This is a genomic window from Oceanobacillus polygoni (assembly GCF_008304605.1).
GTDB lineage: Bacteria > Bacillota > Bacilli > Bacillales > Amphibacillaceae > Oceanobacillus > Oceanobacillus polygoni.
Map to the genome: position 1 here is coordinate 71,681 of NZ_PIJY01000026.1, position 25,026 is coordinate 96,706.

Sequence of the window (25,026 nt, forward strand, 5' to 3'; positions counted from 1 at the left end):
CTATATTACTTCATCCAAAGTCGGAATGGCAGAGATCGCCCCAACTCTAGTACAAACAATCGCTCCAACCTTATTGCTTATATAAGTTATCTTCTTTATCTTATCAAAGTCTACCAAAACATTTTTGATAGCTTCCTCTTTTGCTAGCTGATACAGCATTGCGCCAACAAACGCATCCCCTGCACCAGTTGTATCTATGGAATCTACTTTTATACTTGGAATTATTTCTTGCTTATAGTTATTGGAAATCAAAGTTCCCTCTTTTCCTAATGTAACTGCAATCAAGGAAGCTCCCATTTGATGTAGAAATTGGACCCCGCTATTTAAATCATCTGTACTAGTAATAATCTCTAATTCTTCATGACTGACTTTTACAAAGTCAGCTATTGCAATTCCTTGTTTCGCCAGTTCTATAAAATTCGATTTCTTTCTTTTCCAGAGATCTGATCTGTAATTTGGATCAAACGAAACAAAAATTCCATCTTTTTTTACCGACTTCATTGTATTCAAATATGTAGTTTGAAACGGTCCGTCCAGTAAAGCAGTTGCAGACCCGAAATGTAGAATGGCAGCCTTTTTTAATTTCTCCTTGTCCAGTTCTTCTTCGTTTAAAAATGCATCGGCACCTCTATTAAAAACAAAATCTCTTTCCCCGTTCTCCATTAAAGAAACAAATGCTAAAGTAGTTGGATTAACATCATCAAGTACAAGCATTGAAGTATCTACATTTATTTCCTCCAACGTATTTTTAAGGAATCTACCAAACGGATCATCTCCAACTTTTCCGCTGAACAATGCAGTTCCACCTAATTTCACAATAGTAGCACATACATTAGCAGGTGCTCCCCCAGCTTGTTTTTCAAAAATCCTCCCATCCACCAAATTATCTCCTGTATCTTTACAAAAAAAATCGATTAACAACTCTCCGATACAAACTACGGATTTATTTTCACCCATTGTCTTTTCTCCTTTCATTGTCTTAAGTACTTATCCATTTAGATTTAAAAAGGAGGAAACATTCGAACTGCTTCCTCCTTCCTAGGTTAATATACACCATTAGATATTACATTTTAAATTGTAAGTGTCTTATTAGGTGTAGCTATGCAACCATTTTCAACAGTTATTTTTCCGTTCTGACTATAAATTGCCACAGTTTCACAAGTTTGATCAGGATAAACTAAGCTCGTTATAGCATAAGCACCATCATTAACAAAAACTTCAATGGAGAAAGTATCAACAATTACCCGAAGTTGAACATTTTTGCTGTTATCCATTTTCAACCTTTTTTCCAGTGAAAACATCTCGGAGAATTCTACTTTTCCTGATTTCTCCCTGTTTAATGTGATTACATCATTTGAAGCATCATATTCAATAGTGGTGCTTTGGGTTTGTGTATGATTCAGCGTAATACCAAATTGATCTGCATCACTATTTAATATATTCATAAACAATTCCAGATAAGGCTCGTTCACTTCGAACACTTTAGTTTCAGAATTATTTATTTCAAGACCATGAATATCTCCGCTTCTTTCAAAATAAGTATCGAGTTCCGCTACAGGATATTGAATAACTATATACTTTCCTTCTATTTTCCGAATCTGAAGCATTCTTGGTATAGTCATCTGATTTCTCCAACCCTCTGTAGGAACCTCATTAGCATATCTCCAGTTGCTCATCCATCCTAGATAAATCCGGCGGCCATCCTCTTCAGGAATGTCGGAAAAACTTACACCAGCATAGTTGTCTCTCCCATGGTCCAGCCATCTAATGTCATCATGCTCAGCTCTAAATACAGATCCATCAAAATCACCAATAAAGTACTGTGTACACGATCCCGTCTCTGATATCCCGTTATCACCGATACTCACTAATAAAACCCATTTTTCTTCACCGGTGCCCTCTACCTTTAATTTAAATAAATCAGGGCATTCCCAGACCCCATCATGGGAACCAACATTTTCTCCGAATTCGCTTTCAAACTGCCAATCTATTAAATTCGGCGAGGAATAGAAGGTAATCGTTTGCCCTGTTGCTAATGACATGATCCATTTACTTGTTTTCATGTTCCAAAAAACCTTAGGATCTCTGAAATCAACTTTTGTCTTATGAGAAAGTACAGGGTTTCCTTCGTATTTAAACCATGTTCGACCGTTGTCACTACTATATGCCAGACTTTGTGATTGTTTTGGCGGAGTTTCACCATTTCCATCCTTGTGGTGTGTAAAAATAGCAACTAAACCTGGCTCGTTTGGAAAGAATCCGGTTGTATTATTCCAATCTACCACTGCACTTCCAGAGAAAATAGTTCCATGCTCATCTGGATAAAGTGCTATATCAAGCTCCTCCCAGGTGATCAAGTCCTTACTAACAGCATGCCCCCAATGCATGGAGCCCCAAACGCTATCATGCGGATTATACTGGAAGAACAAATGATATTCTCCTTTGAAATATACCAATCCATTCGGATCATTTAACCAATTTTTCTTAGCTGCAAAGTGTAAATTCGGTCTGTATCGCTGTAACTCTTGATTTGTCATTTATTTCTCCCCCATTACTTAGTACTTCGATCATATCCTTCTTGTTTAATGTCCAACCATTCTTGCAATCCAAGGCGATCTAACTCGGCCAAATATTCACCCCACTCTTCTTCTACATTCCCATTTGCAATCCATTCCGCTTTTTTACGCTCAATATACGGAAGTAAATCTGCTTCTATTTTAGAAAGGCGATCCAATTCTTCAAGACTGAAAAATACCTTTGGAAATATGTTGTCGGCTTTTATATGTGGAACCATCACTTCTTTCATTAGGTCCAATCTCCATGAAGCATCCTCCGGCATTGTCGTTACCTCTCCATAATAGCTGTCTAAAATTGCCAGTGGTCCGCCAACTGATGTTCTTTCTCTTAATTCAACAGGGGCAGTACCTTGCAGATCAAGGTGTTTCAGCATATTTTCCTCTTTATCAAATTCAAAGATATTCTGCATATCCTCATCTCCATACGTACCCCAGTTGTTTTGCACAGATTGAGTAGGTTTATAGAACTGATCAATCCATTTTGCTGTCAATTCAAGATTTTGATTGGCATTAGTGATAACCATTTTCGAACGGTCAAATCCCATTCCATTTGTTCTGGCAACATTTTTATGACCATCTGGTCCCTCGAGGGGAGGCATAAGTTCATAATCGCCATTCATACCTGAAATATTTGCTTTATCCCAGGTAAAATATATGCCATAGCGACCTTCTTGGCCTTTAGCTACATAGGTAGGCCACTCCTGTTCAAAGGCTTCGATGTCAATTAAATCTTCTCCCTGTAATTCATTCATAAATTTTATAGCTTCTTTGTATCCTTCATCATTAGAAGTCAATTTAACTTCCCCATCGTTTGTCACAACAGTATGATCCCAATTATCACCAAGACCAAATGAACCGAATAAGAACCCAGGGTCTTGTCCTCCATCATTGATAATAAATGACATTGGAATTGTTTGTCCGTTACCCGACGGATCATTATCTCTGAAGGCAATTAATACTTCTTTTAATTCTTCCGTAGTTGTTGGCATTTCCAGTCCTAATTCATTTAGCCATTTTACATTTATCCAAGGAAAATTGTCTACAGAATGAATACTCTCTTTTCCTTGACCCAGTTCTTCTATCCAAGGAAATGCATAGATATTGCCATCTGGTGCAGTCATCATATCCCTATATTCTGGCGCTTCTTCCAGAACTGCTTTTAGATTTGGCATGTAATCTTCTATTAAATCGTTCAGCGGAATGACAGCGCCATCTTTTGCGAGCTTTAATAATTCATAATCACTGTAACCAGCATTCATAATTGCATCAGGCATATCCCCACTAGTCATTGCCAGATTCCTTTTCTCGCCAAATGTTGCTCCCGTAAAGTTTCTCCACTCAATATGAACATTCGTTTCTTCTTCTAATCGCTGAAAAATCGATTTTTCATTTGGATCTACAGGTGCTAAAGGGGAACTTTCCGTCATAATTTTCAATGTCACTTTTTCATCTAAAGGAAAGGAAATATCAGAGAGCCCATAATCTTCAGACCAAGTATCCCCGCTATTGTCACTACAGCCCGCACCTACAGTTAAGATAATCAGCAGCAACGAAACTGCTTTTAACAACACCTTCATAAAAATCCCTCACTTTCTTTATTTTAATGAGCCTACCATTACACCTTTTTCGAAATACTTTTGGAAGAAAGGATACATAATCAATAATGGTAAACTTGAAATTACAATAGAAGAATACTTTATCATTTCTGCAATTCTTTGAATTTCAGCTCTTGCAAGCTGATCTGCAATCATACCAGGCTGCACTTCATTCTGAATAAGAATATCACGCAATACCAGCTGTAGTGGATAGAGTGATTGATCTTCAAGGTAAATCATTGCATTGAAATAAGAATTCCACTGCCCTATAAAAGCATATAATGCAAGCACGAAAATAATTGGTTTGGAAAGAGGCAATATAATCTTTAAAAATATCTTAAAATCAGAAGCGCCATCTATTCTTGCTGCTTCCTTCAATTCATTTGGCAATCCCTTAAAATAAGTTCTCGACAGGATAATATTCCAAACGCTTACTGCCCCTGGCAATATAATTGCCCATGGTGTATTGATCATACCCAGTTCTTTAATCAGTAAATATGTAGGTATCATCCCACCATTGAAAAACATAGTTACGATAAAGAAAATCATAAAAATCTTTTTTCCAGCCAAGTTCTCAACGGATAAAGCGTATCCAGCAAGAATAGAAAACAATACAGATACAATAGTGAATCCACCTGCATAAATAATAGAGTTAAGAAAACCTCTCATGATGGATCCATCCTGGAATATCCTTCTATAGCCATCAAGTGTCCAGTCATCAGGATTAAACGATATACCCTTTGTCAGTAAAATATTCGGATGTAGAAAGGAGCCGAATAAGACATACAATAATGGAACTGTAACAATAAGTACGAGTAAAATTAAAATAAATTTGTTAAGCAGGAGAAGCATTCTATCTGTTTTCGAGTTATTTACAAGGTCATTTTTGAATTTCATCGATTTGCGCTCCTTTCTAATAGAGTGTTTCACCATTTAATTTTTTGACAATAGTATTAGCTGTTATCAGTAAAACCAGACTAATAACAGAATTGAACAACCCTACCGCAGCTCCAAATGACCAGTCTCCTGCTTGTAAACCTCTTTTATATACATAGGTGTCAATTATTTCTGAAGCAGGCAAGTTCATGTCAGTTTGAAGTAGATATGCTTTTTCAAAACCGACTCCCATAATTCCACCAATCGCCAGAATAAACAACACCGCTATAGTCGGTTTAAGAGCCTGTAGGTCAATATGAATGATTCTCTGCAATAGAGAAGCTCCATCAATCGTTGCTGCATCATGAAGCTGCGGATCCACATTTGAGAGTGCTGCAACATAGATGATTGATGAAAAACCTGCAGCCTGCCAAATACCGGAAGCAATGAATATACTCCTGAAATAAGACGGGTCTGTCATAAAGGAAATAGGCTCATCCGTAAATAAAGTCAGAATTCCATTAACCGGTCCTGCTGGTGATAGAAAGATAAATAACATTCCCGCAATTACCACCGTTGATAGGAAATATGGAGCATAAATGATTAATTGGATATTTTTTTTGACTTTTGCTCTTCTCAACTGATTTACCATGATAGCCAAAATGATAGGGATTGGAAATCCGATAAGAAGTTCAAAACCACTTAATTTGATCGTATTTATGAAAATTTGCTGAAAGTTGGGGGATTGCATAAAACTCATGAAATGATCGAGACCTACCCATTCACTTCCCATAATCCCTTTGATCGGACTGAAATCCTTAAATGCAATTGTCACTCCATACATTGGTATGTAATTGAATATAAATACTAGGACAACAGCAGGTGCTAAAAAAAAATACAAAATGAAGTTGTTTTTGGTATAGTTTTTACGACTTCCCTTCCTTTTTGTTGTTTGAGTTATTTTCCTGGACACTTTATCCATGATATCCTCCCTTGCATAATGCCTTTCTATTAAAATTCTATCTATAGTTACATTACCGCCTATTCCTCAATTAACCATTTTGTTAACGATTACATATGAGCACAAAAATTAAAAGACAACAATCACTTAATAAATATGTCAACCGGTTGACATACAGATCTTATAAAAAAGAGTATAGCTAAATACTCTCCGTGTGTCAATCGGTTGTCAGTAAAATAAAAAAAGATTTTTTCAGCTTATATATTTATGTTAAGTTGTTTCACCTTTGATTAACTTTATTGGTAGCTTCCATTCTATTTGGGATTCACTTTCACCATTGATTTGTTTCATTAAAAGTTTAATTGCCAAATCTGCAATTTCTTTAACTGGCTGCTGAATGGTACTTAGTTCCGGCAATAATATTCTGGTTGTTTCTGTACCATCGTAGCCAATTACTTTCAAATCGCCAGGTATATTTATGTTCCTCCTCTTTGCTTCTCTAATCACATTGGCTGCTATAAGATCATCACTTGCAAAAATACCATCAACATTTGGGTTCTCATCAAATAACCTTTCTATAATGTTGTCACCAATTATATAAGTGCGCGGATGAAATTGATTCTCTTTCATAACATCTTCATATGCTTCCCTTCTTAAATTAGCAGGCGTTTCCAAAGAAGGTGAACCGTTAATATGAATAATCTGTTTACAGCCTTTATCAATTAATAATCGAGTTGCCTTTTTCCCACCATCATAATTATCACTGGAGACAACAGGGATATTTTTAGACAAATATCGATCAATGCCTACCAGTGGAAGATGTTGGTTGTTATATTCTTCTATTCCTCTGTTATGGGCTCCTGCTATAATCCCATCAACCTGGTGCCTTTGCAGCATTTTTAGGTAGTCCTTCTCTTTATCTTCACGACCTTGACTGTTGCATAACAATACTCTGTAACCTAATGATTCACAGATATTCTCTAAATGGAAAATCAGCTGTCCATAAAAGGGATTGTTTGTGGTTGGAAAAATAAGGCCGATGATATAAGTCTTTTTAATAAAGAGTGACCTTGCTATTTCATTTGGCTGATAATTTAACAGTTCCACAGCCTCATGTACCTTTTGTCTTGTCTTATCACTTATGTACCCCCTATTATTTAATACCCTTGAGACAGTTGTCCGAGAAACACCAGCTTTATCAGCAACATCACCTAATTTTACTTTTTGAATTTCATTCTCGTTTATCTTCCTCACTATTCATCACCTTTACTAATTCTTTTTTGCTGTAACAAACTTTTACTAACCTTAAAACTTATACACTAAAATATAACAATTTCTACTATATATAATAATTGAAAACCAAAAGAAAACAATACAAATGATGTTGAGGTTTATTACAAGTAGTGTATCAGAAATAGTATTTGTATTGCAAAATAATGTTTTAAGTTGACTGAGTCAAGTACTTGTAGGAGAATTTTTTAGTCCCTTTTTTGTATGGTTTTCGTCCATTGTTTGGTAACGATTTCAAACTTATACATCTTCTTGTTTCTACTTATTTTTGTCTTTTTAAAATCCTCGTAATCCTTTTAAAGCATCCGTAATCGGTTTTAAGATAGCTTGTTTTAAATACCCTAAGTTGTCCCTAGTTGCTTCTGCAGCGCTGTCTTTTAACTTCTCTACGAAATGTTTAGGCGGCTTTTCTTCTTTGTTATTCAGTGTTAATTCCTGCGTCTGTTCAAGTATCCCATGTAGCGTTTTAACCTCCAGTTTATCTTTCAAAGCGACCATAATATTAATGAATTTATCGAGCCCCTTTTCACTCCAGCTACTTCCATTTTTAAGTCGTCTAGCGAACACGCTCATCGTTCCTTCTCCCCATTGGACGGAATCCTGTTGTGTCTATACCTTTTCCTTTTAATCTTTCGCAATAATCTCCCAATGCATCTGGATACTGAGATAGCTGAGCTATTAACTCTTCCAACCGTTCTTCTCTCTTTTCATTTTCAAGCGTACCCACCGCACTGTTTAACTCTGTCATGAAACCTTCCCAGTCATAGTTCGCTAGTTTCTTTCGGATAGAACGGTATCTTGAATGTTCACGAAATAAGCGCTGTACATCACGTGCAACGTAAAATCGGTCAATGACAAAGGTTGCGTTATGCTGGAAATAATCCCGACACGATGTAACCCACTTCGCTCCATCCCCGTTGATAACGAGATGATGCTTGGTAGGATTGTACTCGTAAGTCGTCATTAAATACTGTTCAAATTCTTCCCAGAATGGAAGCTTTCCTTCATGGAATTCGACTTTTTCAATATACATTAAAAATACCCTATACAAGAGACTTTTTAGTGTCTACTCTATAGGGTACATATTATACTTTCCGAGTTCTTTTAGTTAGATGTTAATAGAATCAACTTTACTTATCACTATTAAAGAATCTATTGCTTCTGCCATTTCCGCATAGTTCATCTTCAGTAAAAGAAATTCGAAATGCGGCCTCTAGTTGAAAAAAAGATGCAGCATAACGATACTCTTCCAAACCAAAAACATATAATTTTTCTTCTTCTGGAACAAGCATAGGCGATTTTTGTCTCGTACGTTTCAGCATGGAGAGCATGTACAAGGAGGCTCTCCATTACTTCATCAGTAAAAGATTTTTCAGTGTAAGTTCCGCACAAAACTGTTGATAAAGAATTCATATCAAAAAAACAGGTGATAGAAGGATTTTTTACCCTCAGGTATTGTCTATTTTTATTAATGGTCGGGTATTTATAAAAGTATTCCCATACTCAATACTATTCCCTTTTTATCATTGAAGAGTCTATCTTGTCTAATTATTCGATAATTAATCACTAAGTCGTTAACTCGTTTGTAGTACCACGAATAATCAATTCTGTAGACATGACGATTCTTTGCTTTACTTTCTTCGGTTTTTCTATCTCTTCCACTAACAATTCAACTATTTTCTTACCCATTTCATCAATAGGCTGGGATACAGTAGATAATTGTGGATAGCACATTTTAGAAAGAATAGAATTGTCAAAACCGATGACTGAAATATCGGTTGAAATATCAAATCCCGATTCACGCACTCCTTGCATCGCGCCAATTGCTAGTGGCTCTGTTGATGCAAATATAGCAGTTGGCGGCTCTTTTAAATTTAACAAGTTAATAGCTGTTTCTCTTGCGTCCATATACGTTATATTATGAACAGAAACATAATCTTCGTTAAATAATATGCCAGATTGCTCAAGCGCTTTCTTATATCCCTCAAGCCTCTCTCTCGTTACAGAAAAGTAAATATCCTCCGTAATCATAGCTATCTTTTTATGTCCTAATTTCACTAAATAACAAACCGCTTCGAACGCCCCCAAAAAGTCATTCACCATTACTGTATTCACAGTCAAGGCAGGGACTTCACGGGAAAGAATGACAAAGGGGATTTCACTCTCCCTCAATTCTTTTAATGCATCTTTATTTTTTAAACCCGTCGCTACGATGATACCGTCAATATATTTCTTTTTTAAAATAGAAACATATTCCATTTCCTTTTCTAAATTGTTGTCCGTACTACAAATCATCAAACTATAGCCAAATTTTCTACCATGATCTTCTATCGTTCTTGCAATCTCCGCGATGAAAGGATCCGCTATATTCGGAATTAGAAGGCCGATTGTTTTAATACGCTTCTTAACCGATGCGACAACACTAGGCTGATAATTTAATTTTCGCATCGTGTCTTCTACCTTTTTTTTCGTCTTTTCACCAATTTTACCCGTATTATTTAATACTTTAGAAACAGTAGAAATTGCAACACCTGCTTCTTTAGCTACATCATATATAGTTGGTTGTTTCATGTTTGTTTCTCCTTCTCAACCTTTTAACATATGTAATTCACATTACTGATAAAACCTATGACAACTTCTATAATATACCATCATTGTTCCTTTGTCATTCAACCCAAAAAAGCAAGCATTCGCTTGCTTTTTTCTACATAGCTTTCTTACTCAAGGGTTTTCTTTCGTTTTTTTCTACCCAATACCTTTCAATTTCTTCTAACGTTTTCCCGCTTGTTTCTGGAACCAATTTCCATACGAAAATGAATGCAAGGATACACATAACACCATATATCCCATACGTCATTCCAGCATTTATTGCTAGTAATGAAGGGAAAGTGGACGAAATTAATAAGTTAGATCCCCAGTTTGCTGCCGTTATGATTGCCATTGCTTGACCACGTATTTTATTTGGAAAAATTTCCGAAGCTACTACCCACATAAGAGGTCCCCATGAAAGGTTATATGTTGCAGCATAGAATAAAATAAGTACGAGGGCCATCATTCCCATTGAATCCATAAAAGCAAGAGTTGCAACTCCTAACATTCCAATTGCCATCCCAACAGAACCGATAAGTAATAATTTTTTTCTACCTACCTTATCTACAAACATAATAGCTATGAAAACGAATACAAGATTAACAACACCTAATAATACGGTTTGCAACATGGAACTATCTGCACTAAAGCCTAAGTTTGCAAAAATACGTGGTGCATAATATAAGATTACATTAATCCCCACAAATTGTTGTCCAAACGCAAGTAAAATCCCAACGACAATGACAATTTTCCCATAAGAAAAAATTTGTCCAGTTGTTGTCTCCATCGACTTTTTGATTTCATAATATGTTTGCATGGCTTGTTCTTTTGTTTCATTCACTTTTGATAAAATTTTAATCGCTTCTTTATCTCTATTTTTAGAAATTAAATAACGCGGTGTTTCTGGAACCAAAAATAATAAACAAAAGAATAAGATAGCTGGAATTGCTTCTGAAGCAAACATATACCTCCAACCAAGATCATTAATCCACTCAACTGCTTGTCCGGAAGCTATTCTGTAGTTTACAAAATATACGAGTAATGTACCAAAGATAATAGCCAAGTTATTTAGTGTTACTAATCGTCCACGTATATTTGCAGGAGCTGTTTCACTAATATATAATGGCCCCAGGCCAGAAGCAAAGCCAACACCTATACCACCTAGAATTCTATAGATGTTAAACATAATAAATAATCCTATCGTCGGCTCGTCTTTTGTGAAAAATAAAAATTCTGGATATGCTGATAATAAGGCAGAAATAAAGAATAAAACCGCAGCAATCATAAGCGTATTTCTGCGACCAATTCGATTGGAAACAAAACCACTAATAATCCCACCAATAATACAACCAATCAGTGCACTAGATACGGTTAATCCATGGAAAAACGTATTCAAACCTAAACTATCAATAAAGTAAACTTGCAAAGACTGCTCCGCTCCAGATATGACCGCAGTGTCATAACCAAACAATAGACCACCTAAAGCTGCAATTATTGTTAAGTAAATAATATACTTCACGTGAGGTTTCATTCTTATTTAACTCTCCTTTATATTTGATCACATCGTATGTATCAGCTTTGTAAACAGTTTCAAAATATTATGGATTAATATTGAAACTGTTTAACGATTTAACTTAAACTTACTTTAGCTACATCATACGCTTTTAATTTTTCTAAAGAATCTTTGTAGTACATTGTTACTTCCTCTAAATAATTTCCATCTTTCATAGGTGTAAATGGATTTGGACCAGCAGCTACCATCTCCATGATAATTGGTCCCTTATAATCAATCTCATGCAACGCTTCCACTTGTGCCTTAATATCAATATGACCATTACCAATTGCTTCCCTATTTGAATCAGCTACATGGTATACACCTAATTTTTTCCCTGCTTCTTTAATAGCTTCAACAGGATTTGCTTCTTCAATGTTCATATGGTAAGAATCTAGTAAAGCATAGAATTTTTCAAATTTTACTTCATCTATTAATCGTAATGCTTCTTTAGCCGTAACAATTTGATGATTTTCATAACGATTTAATACTTCATATACAACTTCCATATCCAATTCTTCTGCTTTTTTAAGTATCTCTGATACACTACTTATGAGCAATTTCCAATCTTTAGTAAAATCACCACATCCTTGTGTTTTACCAACATCACCATGTACACAAATTCTTTCCGCACCAATCTTCTTAGACCAAGTAATTAAATCTAAGAAATAGTTTACAGCATTCGTACGGATTTGTTCGTCAGTACTTGAAATGTCCACATTATCTGGTGTCACAGACAAAATTTTTAAATCATACTTCTTCAAAGTAGCTACTAGCTTCTCCGGATCTTGAGACAAATCGCCTTGAATTTCTACACCTTCTACACCAATCTCTTTGGAAATTCTACATTTCTTCTCGAAAGATATATCTCCAAAAGTCCATACTGTAAGCCCATAATCTCTAGTCATTATTTTCCCTCCATATCTAAATGCCTTATATGTTTCTATTAAACGAAAGTCTTTTCTCCAACTTTAATCGGACAATTCATTTTGACAGAATCGATACTAGCTAATGCGATTTTCAAAGCCCATACAGCATCTTCCGCATTGACTACTGTTGGTTCATTGCTGATAACAGAATTGGTAAAACTTCTTAACTCGCTTACATAAGCATCGAATAACAAATCTTGATCATATCGACAAGTATCGTAACTTGCACCATTTTTGTTATACCTAATCATGTTAGATTTTCGGATACCGCCTGTAGTAAGCATGCCCTCTGACCCAAATACTTCTGCTCTAACATCATAACCATATACAGCTTGGAAGTTAGCATCAGCAGTCGCTATCGCTCCATTATCAAATTTTATATTTACAACCGCGGTATCTAATAGTCCTTTTTCTTTTAAGTCTGGTCTGATTAAAGCATCTGCAATCGCATACACTTCAACAGGTTTAGCTCCTGGATTTAAATACATTAATGTATCAAAATCATGAATTAACGTTTCTAAAAAGATTGTCCATTCTTGTATCGATTCCGCTCTATTTAACTTAGGATCTCTTGTATTTGATCTAAGTAGTTGTGGTGTTCCTATTTTACCTGCTACAATCTCTTCATGTGCAGATCGAAAACCATTTTCAAATCTTCTATTGAAACCAACCTGCACTAGATTCTTATTTCCTTCTATTGCTTGTAGAATACGATTCGCTTCTTCCATATTAATTGCCATTGGTTTTTCACAAAACACTGCTTTCCCTTGATTTATAGCGGCAAGCACATTACAAGCATGCGTTCTTGCAGGAGAAGCGATTACAACAGCTTCAATATTTTCATCCTTAATTAATTCCGTTGGGTCTGCGAATGTTTTCGCAGCTACTTCTAGCTTGTCTAACAAATTCTCTGCAGCACCTGGAACCGGATCTGCAACCGCATACAAATTAGCATTCGGTATACGATTGGCTATCGTTTCTCCATGAAATGCCCCCATTCTCCCAGCGCCTATCAGTCCTATATTTAGTTTTCTCATCGTTATTCCTCCCATTTCAACCGATTTAAAGAAAGAACTTTCTCTAAAAATATTAAACAATAAAAGATAATACATTGTTGTACTTAAAACAATAAGGAAAGCTCTTTCCTTATTTGATATTGTAAGCATTTTCATAAAGGAAGTCAACTTATTTTGTTCCAACCTTCACATAAAACAATAAACATAACCAAAATAATAATGTTTCAGTAACTAAATTATCCATAGAGTATGAATTTTATAGGCTTCTAAACACCGAAAAAGCAGTTTTTGATAAACTCTTATCAAAAACTGCCAAAAAAACTATTTTTTTGGGCAACCACTCACATTAAGTGGAATAATAGATAATTAAAAAAAACAGACAATACTCGAGCCTTCTTCTCTCTCAGCTTCTACCTGCTTTTTGAACATAATTTTCCAAAACTCCAAAATAATTTTAAACGATTTTTCCCAATAATGAAATTACTATCTCTCTTTACATTCTCGTAAGGAATTCTAATTAACTTTCTATTTAACACTTCCAGCAGTAAGTCCTTGTAAGAAGAATTTTTGAACAAACAAGAAAACAATGATAAGTGGTGCACTAGCCATGAAGGACAGAGCCATTAACGCGTTCCACTCTGTTGTAAACTCTCCAATTAACATTCCAATCCCAATCGTTAACGGACGAGAAGCAATGGAGTTCGTTAACATTACAGCAAACAAGAATTCATTCCAAGCTAAAATAAACGTATAAACAGCCGTAGAAATTAATCCTGGTAAACTAGGAGGTAAAATAATAAAGAAAAATGTTCGAAACGGTCCGCACCCATCCATTTTCGCTGCTTCATCTAACTCCCTTGGAATCGTATTGATGAAATCACGTAACATCATAATAGAAAATGGTAAAGCGAATGAAGTATACGCTAAAATTAGCGCCCAATACGTATCATATAAACCAACTCTTGAAACGAATAAGAAGTAAGGAATGACTAATAGAACCATAGGAAACATTTGCGTTAGTAAAATATAAATTAACGCTGTTCGTTTTCCTTTAAATTCAAAACGAGAAAATCCATACCCAGCAAGTGCAGCAAAAAGCACACAAATAAACGTAACAGCAATAGCTATGATGTAACTGTTAAGAAATAGTCGCATCAAATCTTGATTACTAAAAACCTTTGCAAACGCCTCCCACGTAAACTCCGGTGGTAGCAAACTTAATGGTACAGCAAATACGTCCGGGTTAGATCTGAACATGACACTGATCATCCACAGAATCGGTACTAGGGCGATACTACCTAATACGATAATAGATAAATAGGTTGCGACTCTTCCTCTTTTCGACATGAACTAGTCCTCCTTACTAATCGATTTCCGAACATAAAATAATGATAACGCAACCATAACTAATAGCATAAATAACGCCGTTGCAGATGCATATCCAAAGTCTAGTTTTCTAAATGCAAATTGATAAATATAAGTAGATAAAATCTCTGTACTATTCATTGGACCTCCACCTGTCATAAGGAAAACAAGATCAAACGCGCGGAAGTTCCAAATAAATTCTAATGTTGCTAGTGTTAAAATAATATTCTTCAATGATGGAATCGTAATATAAAGTAATCTCTGAAAGAAACCAGCTCCATCCAATTCTGCCGCTTCGTATAAATCTTTTGGAATTGTTTGAAGACCCGCTAATAACATAAGCATCATGAATGGAAAGCTACGCCAAACGTTGGCTATGATAATCGATGCAAGAGCAGTGTTTTCATTTCCTAACCACGCTGTTTGTGCTAACGTATCCATCCCAAACATACTTAGAAAATGGTTAATAAGACCAAATGGATTAAACATTAACATAAAAATTGCGGCAACCACAGTCGAAGAGGTTAACCATGGAAAAATTAACACTGAACGAAATACGGCACGAAACTTCGTATTAATCTGCTGGTTTAATAAAAGAGCAAACGTCATTCCGATAATAAAGCTAAAGGCAACACTGACAATGGTAAAAATAATCGTATTGATTAATGATTTCCAAAATAATGGATCTACAAAGAAACGTGTATAGTTTTCTATCCCTGCAAATATAGGATTATCTGTATTGGAGTAGTCATAGAAGCTCATAATGATCACTTGATAGAGTGGATAAGCTGTTAATAGTAATAACAGTAAAAGTGCAGGTAGGATGAAGGATATTTTCTTAAAATAATCAAAATATTGATTTTGGTATCCATTGTTTTTCATAATGTACCTCCATTTTAGGAAGGGCTCGCTTTAGAACCCCTCCACCATTTCTTATTTTCCTAGTGCTTCATTCCAATATGAAGCTGCATCATCAAGTGCTTCCTGTGCAGATTTCCTACCAGATAGATAGTTTTGAACTTCATTTGTGAACTCTTTCTTCAGATCATTTGCATCTGGAAGATAATGATCAATTACTTCCACGCGATCCGAGTTCTTAAATGTATCCACAAATACACTTAAGTAAGGATCTTCTTTGAATAATGGGTCTTCCATTGTTTTCGTGTTATAGGGGAAGAATCCAGTTGCCTTATCCCATATCAACTGTCCCTCTGCACTACCCATGAATTCTAGGAATTTCCATGCAGCTTCCTTATTTTTACCTTTCGATGTAAGAGCCAAGACGGACCCTTGTACAGTTGTCCCTGACTGTTCTCCTTTTGGTAATGGAGCTATGCCAAAGTCTAAATCAGGATTTAAATTTTTCTGGATCGTTACTCCCCATGGACCTTCAAACATAAATGCAACGTTTCCTGCTGAGAAATTTGCTCTCTTTTCTTTTTCCCCTGCATTAAATTCACCTGGGGTTGTTATTTTATGTGTATTAATCAGATCATTTAAAAACTCTAGGCCTTTAACTCCTTCAGGTGAGTTAAATACAGCTTTACCGTCTTCCAGAATCTTGCCGCCAGCCTGAACAATAAATGGCATTACCTCATAAATGACGGCAGTTGGAGGCTCTACAGCTAAGTTTCCTGTTAATGCATAGCGGTTGTTTTCAGGATCTGTTAGTTTAATAGAAGCATCCACAAATTCTTCCCATGTAGTTGGCACTTCTACATCAGCTTCTTCTAGTAATGCTTTATTATAGAACATCGCAATATTTCCATTTGTAATTGGCATACCATAAATATGTCCTTTGTATTCCTGTAACATTGGACCTTCTAACTGTTTTAGCTGTTCTTCTGGTAATTTTGCAAGATAGTCATCAATTGGATCAATAATTCCTGCTTCTGCAAACTCAATTATCCACGAACCGGCTGGGGTAACGATATCTGGGGGATTTCCAGATAAATCTAAAGTTAGAATTTTATCATGTTCTTGCGCAAATGGAATATCTTCAATAATTAATTCAATATCTGGATGTTTTTCTCAAATGCTTCTTTTACTTGATTGATTCTTTCAGCACCTTGCTCATTCACCCAGTGCTGTAACCAAGTAATTTGTGTTTTTCCATCTTCTGTTTTTTCTTCAGCTGCTTTTGTGGATCCTTCATCTTCTGACTTATTTGCTGTTGATGGCGGACTACATGCTGCTAGAATAAAAATAGCTATAATGAATAAGAAAAATAACTTTTTTATTTTCATCCTAAATTCCCCTTCGCATTTATATTTTTACTATTAGAAATCGCCAACAAAACTTTGATTTTATTTTAATTGCAATAAATCTTTTACGTCTATCAGATTAAACGAAGATTTCAAATCAATAAATGGTTGCATGTATTCCCGGAACGCTAGTGTAGGCAATTGATTAGCATCATCCCAAAAGTGCGATGGTAGCCCCCTTTCCTTCCCATAGATATGGGATAAAGGAACAGATTTTATTTTTATTTCGTAAGGGGTATAATTCACTCTTTCCATCCCTACCATCTTTCCTGTTTCACCAGCTAATGCGATTGTAATGGCCTCCTTTCCGATTAATTCTGCCTCTTCTAAATCAAGCTGCGCTCCAACGGAACATGTATATATACTATTTGGTATTGTTATATTCGTTTTGATTGCGATATGCTGTTGAATCTCATTTGCAATCTTGTAGCTAATTCCACCATTATATTTATTTCTAGGATTGTTCTGATTAATCTCTGATTTGAGGTGATGTATATTCATATGATCAGGTACTAATAGAATAATAGACTGATTACTTTTTATAGCTTTCTCCACATCTTCTAAAATTTTCTCCATTTCCCACTCTTTTTCTGACAAATACGCAAGAACTGGAAAGTCTCTCTTTCTAGCTGCTCCAGCCGCCATTAACCACCCTGAGTTTCCACCCATTACTTCGACAATCTCTATTTGATTTCTGGAACGAAACGATTGAAAGTCTATCTCAATTCCAGTAAGTATTCGATCAAGACTGATTGCTGCTGAGATAAATCCAGGTGTATGGTCTGTTCCCTCAATATCATTGTCAATCGTCTTAGGAATAAAAATACACTGAATATCCAACTTTCTATTTTTGCAAATTTCATAGATTTTCGTAATTGTAACAGCAGACCCGTTCCCACCAATGTAGAATAAAACATCAACATTCAGTTCATCTAATCGGGTAACTATTGTCTGTAACTCTTCTTCAGTTAATTGATACCTTGAACCGCTTAAGAAAGCTCCCGGTTGATGTTTAATCGCATTAAGCTCGCTGGCAAGACCATTTAGATCGATTAACTCATTGTTTAGAATACCTTCCATTCCATTGATTGATCCGTAAATTTTGTTTATTCCACTACTAACAAGCGCTTCCATTACAACCCCATATAAAGTAGCGTTAATGACAGGTGTTGGTCCTCCTGATTGTGCAACCAAAATATTCACAACAAAACCACCTCTCTGTTAATCTGCTATTATTACATTTAATTCTTTTTCTAACTTTCGTTTATCTTCCATCTGAATACCACTATCAACAATAAGAGAATGGTTACGTTTAAGTGGCGAAATTTGAAAAGAACTTATTTTTCCAATCTTCGAAGAGTCCAATAACCAGTACACTTCTTTCGCTGATGCTAGTAAGCCCTTTTTTACATCCGTTTCAAGAATATCATTACATGTAAAACCATGAGATAGAGATAAACCAGATGCAGCAATAAATAGTTTGTCTACATGAACTGATGAAATAGTTTGTTCCATCATAGAACTAACCATAGTAGTTGACTTCGAACGAAATACTCCACCCAGAATAATTTTCGTAACAGCATGATTTGTTTCCAATACCTCAGCTATATTTAGTGCAGTTATCAGTACTGTTAATTTTTTATTATTCGGGATTGTTTTAGCAAACTCATATATGGTTGAACCTGCATCTAATAAAATACTTTCACCATCTTGAATTAGAGTTATAGCTTTATTTGCAAGCGCTTTCTTTTTTGTGGGATTTAATTTAACTCGTTCCGAAAAACGTTCATTTAAGTAAGTAAGTGAATCATGTTGCACTTGCTTTTCTTCAATGTCTTCCTCTTTCCATATGACCCCCCCATGCACCTTTTTAATATTTGCAGTTTGTTTTTCAAGGATTTCTATATCTTTTCTTGCGGTAACAACAGAAACCTTGAATGTATCTGCAACTTCGTTAATGCTAACTACAACCTTTTCCTTAATATAACTAAACATTAATTGTTGCCTTTTTGTTACAAACATATTTCTCACGCTTTCTTTTATTTACTTTTTTTTATTTTAAACGATCTTTTTGTTTTTGTAAATGTAAAAATATTTTTTATTTATTTTTTTAAGTTATTTTTCTTTATTTTCTGATACTTTTTTCTTAATATGTTTGTTTAAAACAAATAACTCCAGATCTATACTGGAGTTATTTCCTTGCACTTATATCTGTTAAAGTACATATTCATCTAGACATTAAACTCCCCTACACTATTTTGTAGAGTGAGGATCCAACAACACCTTATACCCTTCCTTATTCATCACAATTTCAAAACCTTTTTTCCATTCCTCCAATGGGAGTTTATTAGAAATTAACGGACGAACATTCACTTGTCCAGCTTCCAATAATTGAAGCGCTCTTGCCCATGATGTCGGTTCAGAAGCATAGCTGTTCGTTATATTAATTTCTTTCATTAAAGCTAAATCATGATCGAATTCAATTTTCTTCCCATATAATCCTACTTGTACGTAAAGACCCGTTTTCTTCAACAAATGTAAACAGTTATCCGCTGATGGTGCTGCACCTGAACATTCGAATGCAACGTCATAAGTTCCCATCACGCTTTTTAATTTTTCTCGATCCTTTTCGTCGTCAACTACTATGGTATCTTTTGCTCCAAGCTCTAAAGCAAGTTTCAATCTACTTTTATCCTGAGTGGTTCCAACTACAACAACATTTCCTCCACTTGCCTGAGCTACCTGTAATGTTAAAAGTCCAATTGTACCGGGTCCTGACACTATTACATTATCTCCCGCTTTCACTGTCGCTCTTTCAATCACACTTCGGACAATACAAGCTAATGGTTCACTAAGTGCAGCTTCATCCATACTAATATTTTCTGGAACTTTATAAGCAAGTTCTGCAGGTATTGCTACATACTCAGCGAACGCACCGTTCACACCAGATCCAATTGATTTTCTGTCCGTACACAACATAAGCAGTCCATGTTTACAGTAATAGCATCCCCCACAAGTAACTGCAGCAGTATGTGAAACCACTCGATCGCCTTTTTTGAAATTTGCAACATTATCCCCAACTTCTTCCACATAACCAGAGTATTCATGACCTAAAACGACAGGGTAATCTGCCGGATATTCATCCTCTACTATATGTACATCTGTACCACAAATACCTGTTGCATGTACTTTTACTTTAAGTTGATTTTCCTTTATTATTGGAGACTTTATATCGTCAAGTCCAATATTTTCTGCTCCTAGTCCTTTTTTGATTAATGCCTTCATTATATTTACCCACCTCCAAATTTATATATGAAACTATCTCTCGTACAACCTTCTTTTGTAAATAAGCCTGTCTCCCATACCCGATCCTAAAATAACTCCCATGACAATTAGAATAAAACCAAAGAAATGAGCGATGGAAATTTGCTCTCCAAGAAACAAGAAAGAACCTAGCAGTGCAAAGAAAGGCGATAAATTCATGAATATAGATGATTTCCCTGGTCCAATAAATTGAATCGCATGATTGTATAGGAACTGACCAATTGCTGTAGCAAAAATTGCAGAAGCGAGAAAAACCCCCCAGCCCAGTATCGTACCATTTTGCAAACTAGCAATTCCATTCGGCTCCATCACCAAACTGATAATAAATAACAACAAGGATCCTATCAGTAGAGTAGATCCTGTAACTAATCTAGCTCCCATCGTTTCCGTTGCTTTTTTAATGTAAATGAAACTTATTGCTTGGAAAAGAACAGCAAGGAATATATAAATATCACCAGCATTCAATGCTAAGCCATTTATGTTTCCAACAAGAATAACAAAGGAAACACCCACTAATCCAAAAATGATGCCGATTATTCTCAAAACCGAAAGCTGGTCTTTTAACATCTTAACTGCAAGGATGGACGTAAAGAGTGGAACCGTTCCTAAAACCAAACCAGCATTAGAAGCCGTTGTTTGTGTCAATCCGACCGACAGAAAGAAATGATGGCCGGCTATTCCAGTAAGCGATATAAGGAAAATATAATAGAACTCTTGCCTGTTAGGTAATCGAACTTGTTTCGTACCCCAGAGAATAAAATAGACAACCATAGCCGCTAAGAAAATCCGTAAAGAAGTAATCGTCACTGCTGAAAATTGTCCCACAATCACCTTAATTGCAACAACATTAAATCCCCACATGACCATTACAAAAACGAGTTGCCCATACATGAGCGAATTCCTCATCCATTTCCCTTCTTTCATTACCCTTAACCATTACTAATAAGCGTTCGTCAGATGGTTTAATCTAAACCTTTACATGCAAAACTATACTTATCTCACATTAAAGTCAATTTTAAATACTATGACAAAAAGGATGAAATACTCATCCTTTTTGTTAAACTTTATTAATTACACGCACCTGATTACTTGAACCAAACAGTCTCATCTTTTCTTTTACAACCTCAGCTATCGCATCCATTCCAGGTACAAGGATGGACTGTGGGTTATATAAATCCTTGTCTTTTTCTAAAATTTCTCGAACCGTGTTAGCCCAAGCCTGATTACATTCTGTATTAACATTGATCTTCGCATGACCAAGTTCAATTGATTTCTTAATTTGATTTTCTGGAATACCCGAACCACCATGTAATACAAGTGGTACATCCGTAAGCTCTGATATTTCCTTCATTTCAGTAAACCCAAGCTTCGGTTCACCTTGATATGGGCCATGAACAGATCCTAGTGCAGCAGCTAGCGCATCAATATTCGCTTCATTAACGAGACGAACACATTCTTTGGGATCTGCATATTTCACCCCACCAATAATGCCATCTTCATTTCCACCAACTGACCCTACCTCAGCCTCCACAGAAACTCCTCTAGCATGTGCATATGCAACAACTTCTTTTGTTAACTCAACATTCTTTTCAATCGAAAATTTGGAGCCATCAAACATGACCGAGCTATAGCCTGCATCAATTGCTTTCTTACAGCTTTCCACGCTTAATCCATGGTCTAAATGCATCACAACTGGAACAGTAATGTCCATTTCTGCAACCATTTTTTTTACGGTAGAAGCAATTAATTCAAATCCACCTAAATAGTCTACGATTCTATCTGAAGAAGCGATGATTACCGGTGAATTTTCTTCTTCTGCAGCTTTTAAAATGGCTTGTACCCATTGAAAATTGTTCATATTAAATTGGCCAACTGCATAATGTTCATCTTTTGCTTCTTTGAGTATTTCTTTCATCGATACAAACATTCAATCACTCCTCCCTCTTCTAATTTTAGTGAAATTTGCTCACATTAATTTATAGTTAGTTTTTCCAACAGCTTCACTTTAACCGGCTTACCACTCTCTAGAGATTCTTTTGCTGCCATTGCAATTCTTTGTGCCATAATCCCGTCTTTAAACGTACAGGAAACTTCCGAATCATTTGTAATAGCTTCAAAGAATTCTATAACTTCTTTGATATATGCATCATTATATCTTTCTAGGAAGAAATGTAATGGCTTGTCTTCTTTTACACCATCTTTTGATAAAAATTCTACTCTCGATTCTGTTTCATTTTTGACATTTGCAGAACCTTTAGAACCAAATGCCTCCAAACGTTGATCATAGCCATATGCAGCTTGACGACTATTATCGATTACACCAATAGCTCCATTTGCAAACTTTAATGAAATAATTGCTGTATCAATATCTCCAATTTTCCCGATCTCAGGATTTACTAATGAAGCTCCTTGAACAAAAACTTCTTCTACCTCTGAACCTGAAACAAAACGTGCCATATCGAAGTCATGAATAGCCATATCCATAAATAGTCCACCTGAGGTTGAAACATATTCTAAGGAAGGTGGCTCAGGGTCTCTTGAGGTAATTTTTAAAATATGCAAATCACCGATTTCTTTCGCTTCTACCAATCCTTGTACTTTGCTGTAGTTTCGGTCAAATCTTCTATTAAATCCAATCTGGAATTTAACACCAGCCTTTTTAACCACCTCAAATGCTTCCATCGTTTCCTTATCGGAAAAGCTGATTGGTTTTTCACAGAAAATATGTTTTCCCGTAATAGCCGCTTCCTTGATAATTTCTATATGCGTGTTCGTTGGGGAGCAGATAAAAATGGCATCGATTTCTGGATCATTTAGAATGTCTTGGTAACTCTTCGTTAGTTGCTCAGCTCCTGAAGTTTCGAACCATTCTCCCAGATGATCGATAAAAACATCTGAAACCGTCTTAACACGGACGTTTGGTAAATTTTTTAGATTACTCACATGTAATTTTCCAATTCTTCCTGCTCCTATAACTCCAACTATAATTTCTTTTTCCAGCATTTTTAAAACCCCTTTATCTTTATTTACGAATAATTAATTTATTTAGCAAGTATTAGTGGTGAGAATACAACATACGCACCAATCATTACAATAATAACGATAGCACTCACTAATTTTCGATGTTTCCATGGATTTAAATCAACTTTATTTAACTCTTGGTTAAATGTAAATGGTGTAGTCAATGGGCTGATTCTACCAACTAACCAAAGGATTAATACATCTAGTAGGAACAAAATACTTAATGTATATAAATAATGAATTTCTGGTAAAAAGAAACTTACAAATCCGTAGGCAATAATGTGGAAAATAAAAGTTATTTTGGCTCCACGTGCTGTAACATATTTGGAATAGAAACCTAACACAACTATTGCAAGTAATGGCATACTGTAAAGACCGTTAAACTGTTGAACAAGCGCGTATAAACCGGATGGAGCAAACGAGATTAATGGTGCAATAATAATTGAAATCAACCCTACAACAACTGTAACCATTTTCCCTGCTCTAGCAACTTGACGGTCGGTTGCATTCTTTTTAAATACTGGTTTATAGAAGTCTAATGTGAATAATGTTCCTGTCGCATTTAAAGAACCTACAAATGAACTCAAGATTGCGCCAAAAATAACAGCTCCGAAAATACCATAAGCCCATTCTGGTAACACTGCAGTAATTAATGTTGGATAGGCATTATCAGGATTACCTATAGAATCCCCAAACATATTAAACGCAACAATTCCTGGAAACACTAGGAATAAGGCACCGAAAATTTTGAAGAATGCCACATATAAAGCACCTTTTTGACCTTCTTTAAGATTTCTACCTGCAAGTGTCTTTTGTACAATCATTTGGTTCGTACACCAAAAGTATAGGTTATTAAAAAACATCCCTAAGAAAAGTGTTGGCCATGGAACGATATTGGAATCCACTGGTCCAATTGCATTTAATAATTCTGGTGAGTTTATTCTCACAAAATCAAGTCCCTCAAGAAAACTGCCATCACCTATTATTATTAAACCAATAACAGGGATCGAGAGTCCTCCAACAACTAACATTACACCATAAATAGAGTCACTGAATGCCGCTAATGATAAACCACCTACGAGTAAATAGATGAGACCAATGACACCAATGACAGCAGAAATAAGCGCAACTGCCACTAATGGCTCAACACCCAGTAATTCGTCCACCCGAAAAATTTTATTAAAAACAAGTGACCCCGAGTATAAAACAACTGGTAGAAATGCTGTCACATAAGTAAATATAAATAGAAATGAAACGATTCTTTTTGTCATGGTGTCATAACGAATTTCGATAAAGTCAGGTATTGTATCTACACCATATTGCATATATTTTGGTAAGAAAACGAGTGCTAAGAATACTAAAGCAATCGCAGCAGTTACTTCCCAAGCCATTACTTCCATTCCCGCTACATAACTTTGACCATTTTGGCCAACTAATTGCTCTGTTGATAGATTTGTCATGATAACTGTCCCAGCAATTGTAAATCCTGTTAAGCTTCGACCTCCAAGGAAAAAACCTTCAGCTGTCTTATTGTTAACTGCCCGACTTCTTATATATCCGTAAATCCCAATACCACCAACAATTAAAATGAAACTGAAGAGAACAAAGATATTCATGGTGTTACCTCCCTAAGATGGATAAAGAATTACCTGCTCTGTTTTAATATTT

Annotated in this window: 24 protein-coding genes; all 24 read right to left on the reverse strand. The window is 35.6% G+C overall.

The genetic code is table 11. From position 1 onward, the window contains the following. Complete coding sequence (locus F1560_RS12230; protein ID WP_149474916.1) at positions 1 to 957, reverse strand: carbohydrate kinase family protein; 957 nt, start codon at positions 955 to 957, stop codon at positions 1 to 3. Between the two features lie 113 nt (positions 958 to 1,070). Next, a complete protein-coding gene (locus tag F1560_RS12235) occupies positions 1,071 to 2,537 on the reverse strand; it encodes a glycoside hydrolase family 32 protein (RefSeq protein ID WP_149474917.1) in 1,467 nt (488 codons plus the stop codon). A gap of 14 nt (positions 2,538 to 2,551) precedes the next feature. Then, entirely contained in the window at positions 2,552 to 4,153 is a 1,602-nt protein-coding gene (locus F1560_RS12240; RefSeq protein WP_149474918.1) for an extracellular solute-binding protein, read from the reverse strand. Between the two features lie 18 nt (positions 4,154 to 4,171). Beyond that, positions 4,172 to 5,068 carry a carbohydrate ABC transporter permease gene (locus F1560_RS12245; protein WP_210095883.1) on the reverse strand — a complete coding sequence of 299 codons (897 nt, stop codon included), beginning with the start codon at positions 5,066 to 5,068 and terminating at the stop codon, positions 4,172 to 4,174. Positions 5,069 to 5,084: 16 nt separating this feature from the next. Continuing rightward, the gene (locus F1560_RS12250) at positions 5,085 to 6,029 is read right to left on the reverse strand and encodes an ABC transporter permease (protein WP_149474920.1); all 945 of its coding nucleotides are present in this window, start codon (positions 6,027 to 6,029) and stop codon (positions 5,085 to 5,087) included. 249 nt (positions 6,030 to 6,278) lie between these two features. Next, entirely contained in the window at positions 6,279 to 7,262 is a 984-nt protein-coding gene (locus tag F1560_RS12255; RefSeq protein ID WP_246811934.1) for a LacI family DNA-binding transcriptional regulator, read from the reverse strand. A gap of 312 nt (positions 7,263 to 7,574) precedes the next feature. Further along, positions 7,575 to 7,871 carry a UPF0236 family protein gene (locus F1560_RS22675; RefSeq protein WP_149474921.1) on the reverse strand — a complete coding sequence of 99 codons (297 nt, stop codon included), beginning with the start codon at positions 7,869 to 7,871 and terminating at the stop codon, positions 7,575 to 7,577. Continuing rightward, positions 7,855 to 8,331, reverse strand: a complete 477-nt coding sequence (locus F1560_RS22680; protein ID WP_149474922.1) for a UPF0236 family transposase-like protein — start codon at positions 8,329 to 8,331, stop codon at positions 7,855 to 7,857. Before F1560_RS22680 ends, F1560_RS22675 begins: the two co-directional genes overlap by 17 nt. A gap of 97 nt (positions 8,332 to 8,428) precedes the next feature. Continuing rightward, entirely contained in the window at positions 8,429 to 8,635 is a 207-nt protein-coding gene (locus F1560_RS12270; protein WP_149474923.1) for a hypothetical protein, read from the reverse strand. Positions 8,636 to 8,864: 229 nt separating this feature from the next. Then, a complete protein-coding gene (locus F1560_RS12275; RefSeq protein ID WP_149474924.1) occupies positions 8,865 to 9,869 on the reverse strand; it encodes a LacI family DNA-binding transcriptional regulator in 1,005 nt (334 codons plus the stop codon). 133 nt (positions 9,870 to 10,002) lie between these two features. After that, entirely contained in the window at positions 10,003 to 11,418 is a 1,416-nt protein-coding gene (xylE, locus tag F1560_RS12280) for a D-xylose transporter XylE (protein ID WP_149474925.1), read from the reverse strand. A 98-nt stretch (positions 11,419 to 11,516) separates the two neighbouring features. Then, positions 11,517 to 12,347, reverse strand: coding sequence for a sugar phosphate isomerase/epimerase family protein (locus tag F1560_RS12285; RefSeq protein ID WP_149474926.1), 831 nt, complete (start codon positions 12,345 to 12,347; stop codon positions 11,517 to 11,519). 38 nt (positions 12,348 to 12,385) lie between these two features. Further along, the gene (locus tag F1560_RS12290; protein ID WP_149474927.1) at positions 12,386 to 13,405 is read right to left on the reverse strand and encodes a Gfo/Idh/MocA family oxidoreductase; all 1,020 of its coding nucleotides are present in this window, start codon (positions 13,403 to 13,405) and stop codon (positions 12,386 to 12,388) included. 504 nt (positions 13,406 to 13,909) lie between these two features. Next, positions 13,910 to 14,731 carry a carbohydrate ABC transporter permease gene (locus F1560_RS12295; protein WP_149474928.1) on the reverse strand — a complete coding sequence of 274 codons (822 nt, stop codon included), beginning with the start codon at positions 14,729 to 14,731 and terminating at the stop codon, positions 13,910 to 13,912. 3 nt (positions 14,732 to 14,734) lie between these two features. Next, the gene (locus F1560_RS12300; protein ID WP_149474929.1) at positions 14,735 to 15,631 is read right to left on the reverse strand and encodes a carbohydrate ABC transporter permease; all 897 of its coding nucleotides are present in this window, start codon (positions 15,629 to 15,631) and stop codon (positions 14,735 to 14,737) included. 51 nt (positions 15,632 to 15,682) lie between these two features. After that, positions 15,683 to 16,765, reverse strand: coding sequence for an extracellular solute-binding protein (locus F1560_RS12305; protein ID WP_149474930.1), 1,083 nt, complete (start codon positions 16,763 to 16,765; stop codon positions 15,683 to 15,685). Further along, entirely contained in the window at positions 16,756 to 16,995 is a 240-nt protein-coding gene (locus F1560_RS12310) for a hypothetical protein (protein WP_149474931.1), read from the reverse strand. The genes F1560_RS12305 and F1560_RS12310 overlap by 10 nt, the downstream gene beginning before the upstream one ends. A gap of 60 nt (positions 16,996 to 17,055) precedes the next feature. Then, entirely contained in the window at positions 17,056 to 18,216 is a 1,161-nt protein-coding gene (locus F1560_RS12315; protein ID WP_149474932.1) for a diphosphate--fructose-6-phosphate 1-phosphotransferase, read from the reverse strand. 18 nt (positions 18,217 to 18,234) lie between these two features. Beyond that, a complete protein-coding gene (locus tag F1560_RS12320) occupies positions 18,235 to 19,035 on the reverse strand; it encodes a DeoR/GlpR family DNA-binding transcription regulator (protein WP_149474933.1) in 801 nt (266 codons plus the stop codon). A 231-nt stretch (positions 19,036 to 19,266) separates the two neighbouring features. After that, on the reverse strand, positions 19,267 to 20,298 hold the full coding sequence (locus F1560_RS12325; protein ID WP_149474934.1) for a zinc-dependent alcohol dehydrogenase: 1,032 nt from the start codon (positions 20,296 to 20,298) through the stop codon (positions 19,267 to 19,269). A 33-nt stretch (positions 20,299 to 20,331) separates the two neighbouring features. Then, a complete protein-coding gene (locus tag F1560_RS12330; protein WP_149474935.1) occupies positions 20,332 to 21,243 on the reverse strand; it encodes a DMT family transporter in 912 nt (303 codons plus the stop codon). 151 nt (positions 21,244 to 21,394) lie between these two features. Next, on the reverse strand, positions 21,395 to 22,264 hold the full coding sequence (gene fba / locus F1560_RS12335; protein ID WP_149474936.1) for a class II fructose-1,6-bisphosphate aldolase: 870 nt from the start codon (positions 22,262 to 22,264) through the stop codon (positions 21,395 to 21,397). A gap of 44 nt (positions 22,265 to 22,308) precedes the next feature. Beyond that, positions 22,309 to 23,340, reverse strand: coding sequence for an inositol 2-dehydrogenase (gene iolG / locus F1560_RS12340; RefSeq protein ID WP_149474937.1), 1,032 nt, complete (start codon positions 23,338 to 23,340; stop codon positions 22,309 to 22,311). A gap of 38 nt (positions 23,341 to 23,378) precedes the next feature. Further along, positions 23,379 to 24,974, reverse strand: coding sequence for a solute:sodium symporter family transporter (locus F1560_RS12345; protein ID WP_149474938.1), 1,596 nt, complete (start codon positions 24,972 to 24,974; stop codon positions 23,379 to 23,381). Positions 24,975 to 25,026 lie beyond the last annotated feature (52 nt).

What these genes read in the sequence shown, in the direction of transcription:
- F1560_RS12230 (WP_149474916.1), bottom strand. Translation starts at nt 957, where the DNA reads ATGGGTGAAAATAAATCCGTAGTTTGTATCGGAGAGTTGTTAATCGAT.
- F1560_RS12235 (WP_149474917.1), bottom strand. Translation starts at nt 2,537, where the DNA reads ATGACAAATCAAGAGTTACAGCGATACAGACCGAATTTACACTTTGCA.
- F1560_RS12240 (WP_149474918.1), bottom strand. Translation starts at nt 4,153, where the DNA reads ATGAAGGTGTTGTTAAAAGCAGTTTCGTTGCTGCTGATTATCTTAACT.
- F1560_RS12245 (WP_210095883.1), bottom strand. Translation starts at nt 5,068, where the DNA reads ATGAAATTCAAAAATGACCTTGTAAATAACTCGAAAACAGATAGAATG.
- F1560_RS12250 (WP_149474920.1), bottom strand. Translation starts at nt 6,029, where the DNA reads ATGGATAAAGTGTCCAGGAAAATAACTCAAACAACAAAAAGGAAGGGA.
- F1560_RS22675 (WP_149474921.1), bottom strand. Translation starts at nt 7,871, where the DNA reads ATGAGCGTGTTCGCTAGACGACTTAAAAATGGAAGTAGCTGGAGTGAA.
- F1560_RS22680 (WP_149474922.1), bottom strand. Translation starts at nt 8,331, where the DNA reads ATGTATATTGAAAAAGTCGAATTCCATGAAGGAAAGCTTCCATTCTGG.
- F1560_RS12275 (WP_149474924.1), bottom strand. Translation starts at nt 9,869, where the DNA reads ATGAAACAACCAACTATATATGATGTAGCTAAAGAAGCAGGTGTTGCA.
- xylE (WP_149474925.1), bottom strand. Translation starts at nt 11,418, where the DNA reads ATGAAACCTCACGTGAAGTATATTATTTACTTAACAATAATTGCAGCT.
- F1560_RS12285 (WP_149474926.1), bottom strand. Translation starts at nt 12,347, where the DNA reads ATGACTAGAGATTATGGGCTTACAGTATGGACTTTTGGAGATATATCT.
- F1560_RS12290 (WP_149474927.1), bottom strand. Translation starts at nt 13,405, where the DNA reads ATGAGAAAACTAAATATAGGACTGATAGGCGCTGGGAGAATGGGGGCA.
- F1560_RS12295 (WP_149474928.1), bottom strand. Translation starts at nt 14,731, where the DNA reads ATGTCGAAAAGAGGAAGAGTCGCAACCTATTTATCTATTATCGTATTA.
- F1560_RS12300 (WP_149474929.1), bottom strand. Translation starts at nt 15,631, where the DNA reads ATGAAAAACAATGGATACCAAAATCAATATTTTGATTATTTTAAGAAA.
- F1560_RS12310 (WP_149474931.1), bottom strand. Translation starts at nt 16,995, where the DNA reads ATGAAAATAAAAAAGTTATTTTTCTTATTCATTATAGCTATTTTTATT.
- F1560_RS12320 (WP_149474933.1), bottom strand. Translation starts at nt 19,035, where the DNA reads ATGTTTGTAACAAAAAGGCAACAATTAATGTTTAGTTATATTAAGGAA.
- F1560_RS12325 (WP_149474934.1), bottom strand. Translation starts at nt 20,298, where the DNA reads ATGAAGGCATTAATCAAAAAAGGACTAGGAGCAGAAAATATTGGACTT.
- F1560_RS12330 (WP_149474935.1), bottom strand. Translation starts at nt 21,243, where the DNA reads ATGAGGAATTCGCTCATGTATGGGCAACTCGTTTTTGTAATGGTCATG.
- fba (WP_149474936.1), bottom strand. Translation starts at nt 22,264, where the DNA reads ATGTTTGTATCGATGAAAGAAATACTCAAAGAAGCAAAAGATGAACAT.
- iolG (WP_149474937.1), bottom strand. Translation starts at nt 23,340, where the DNA reads ATGCTGGAAAAAGAAATTATAGTTGGAGTTATAGGAGCAGGAAGAATT.
- F1560_RS12345 (WP_149474938.1), bottom strand. Translation starts at nt 24,974, where the DNA reads ATGAATATCTTTGTTCTCTTCAGTTTCATTTTAATTGTTGGTGGTATT.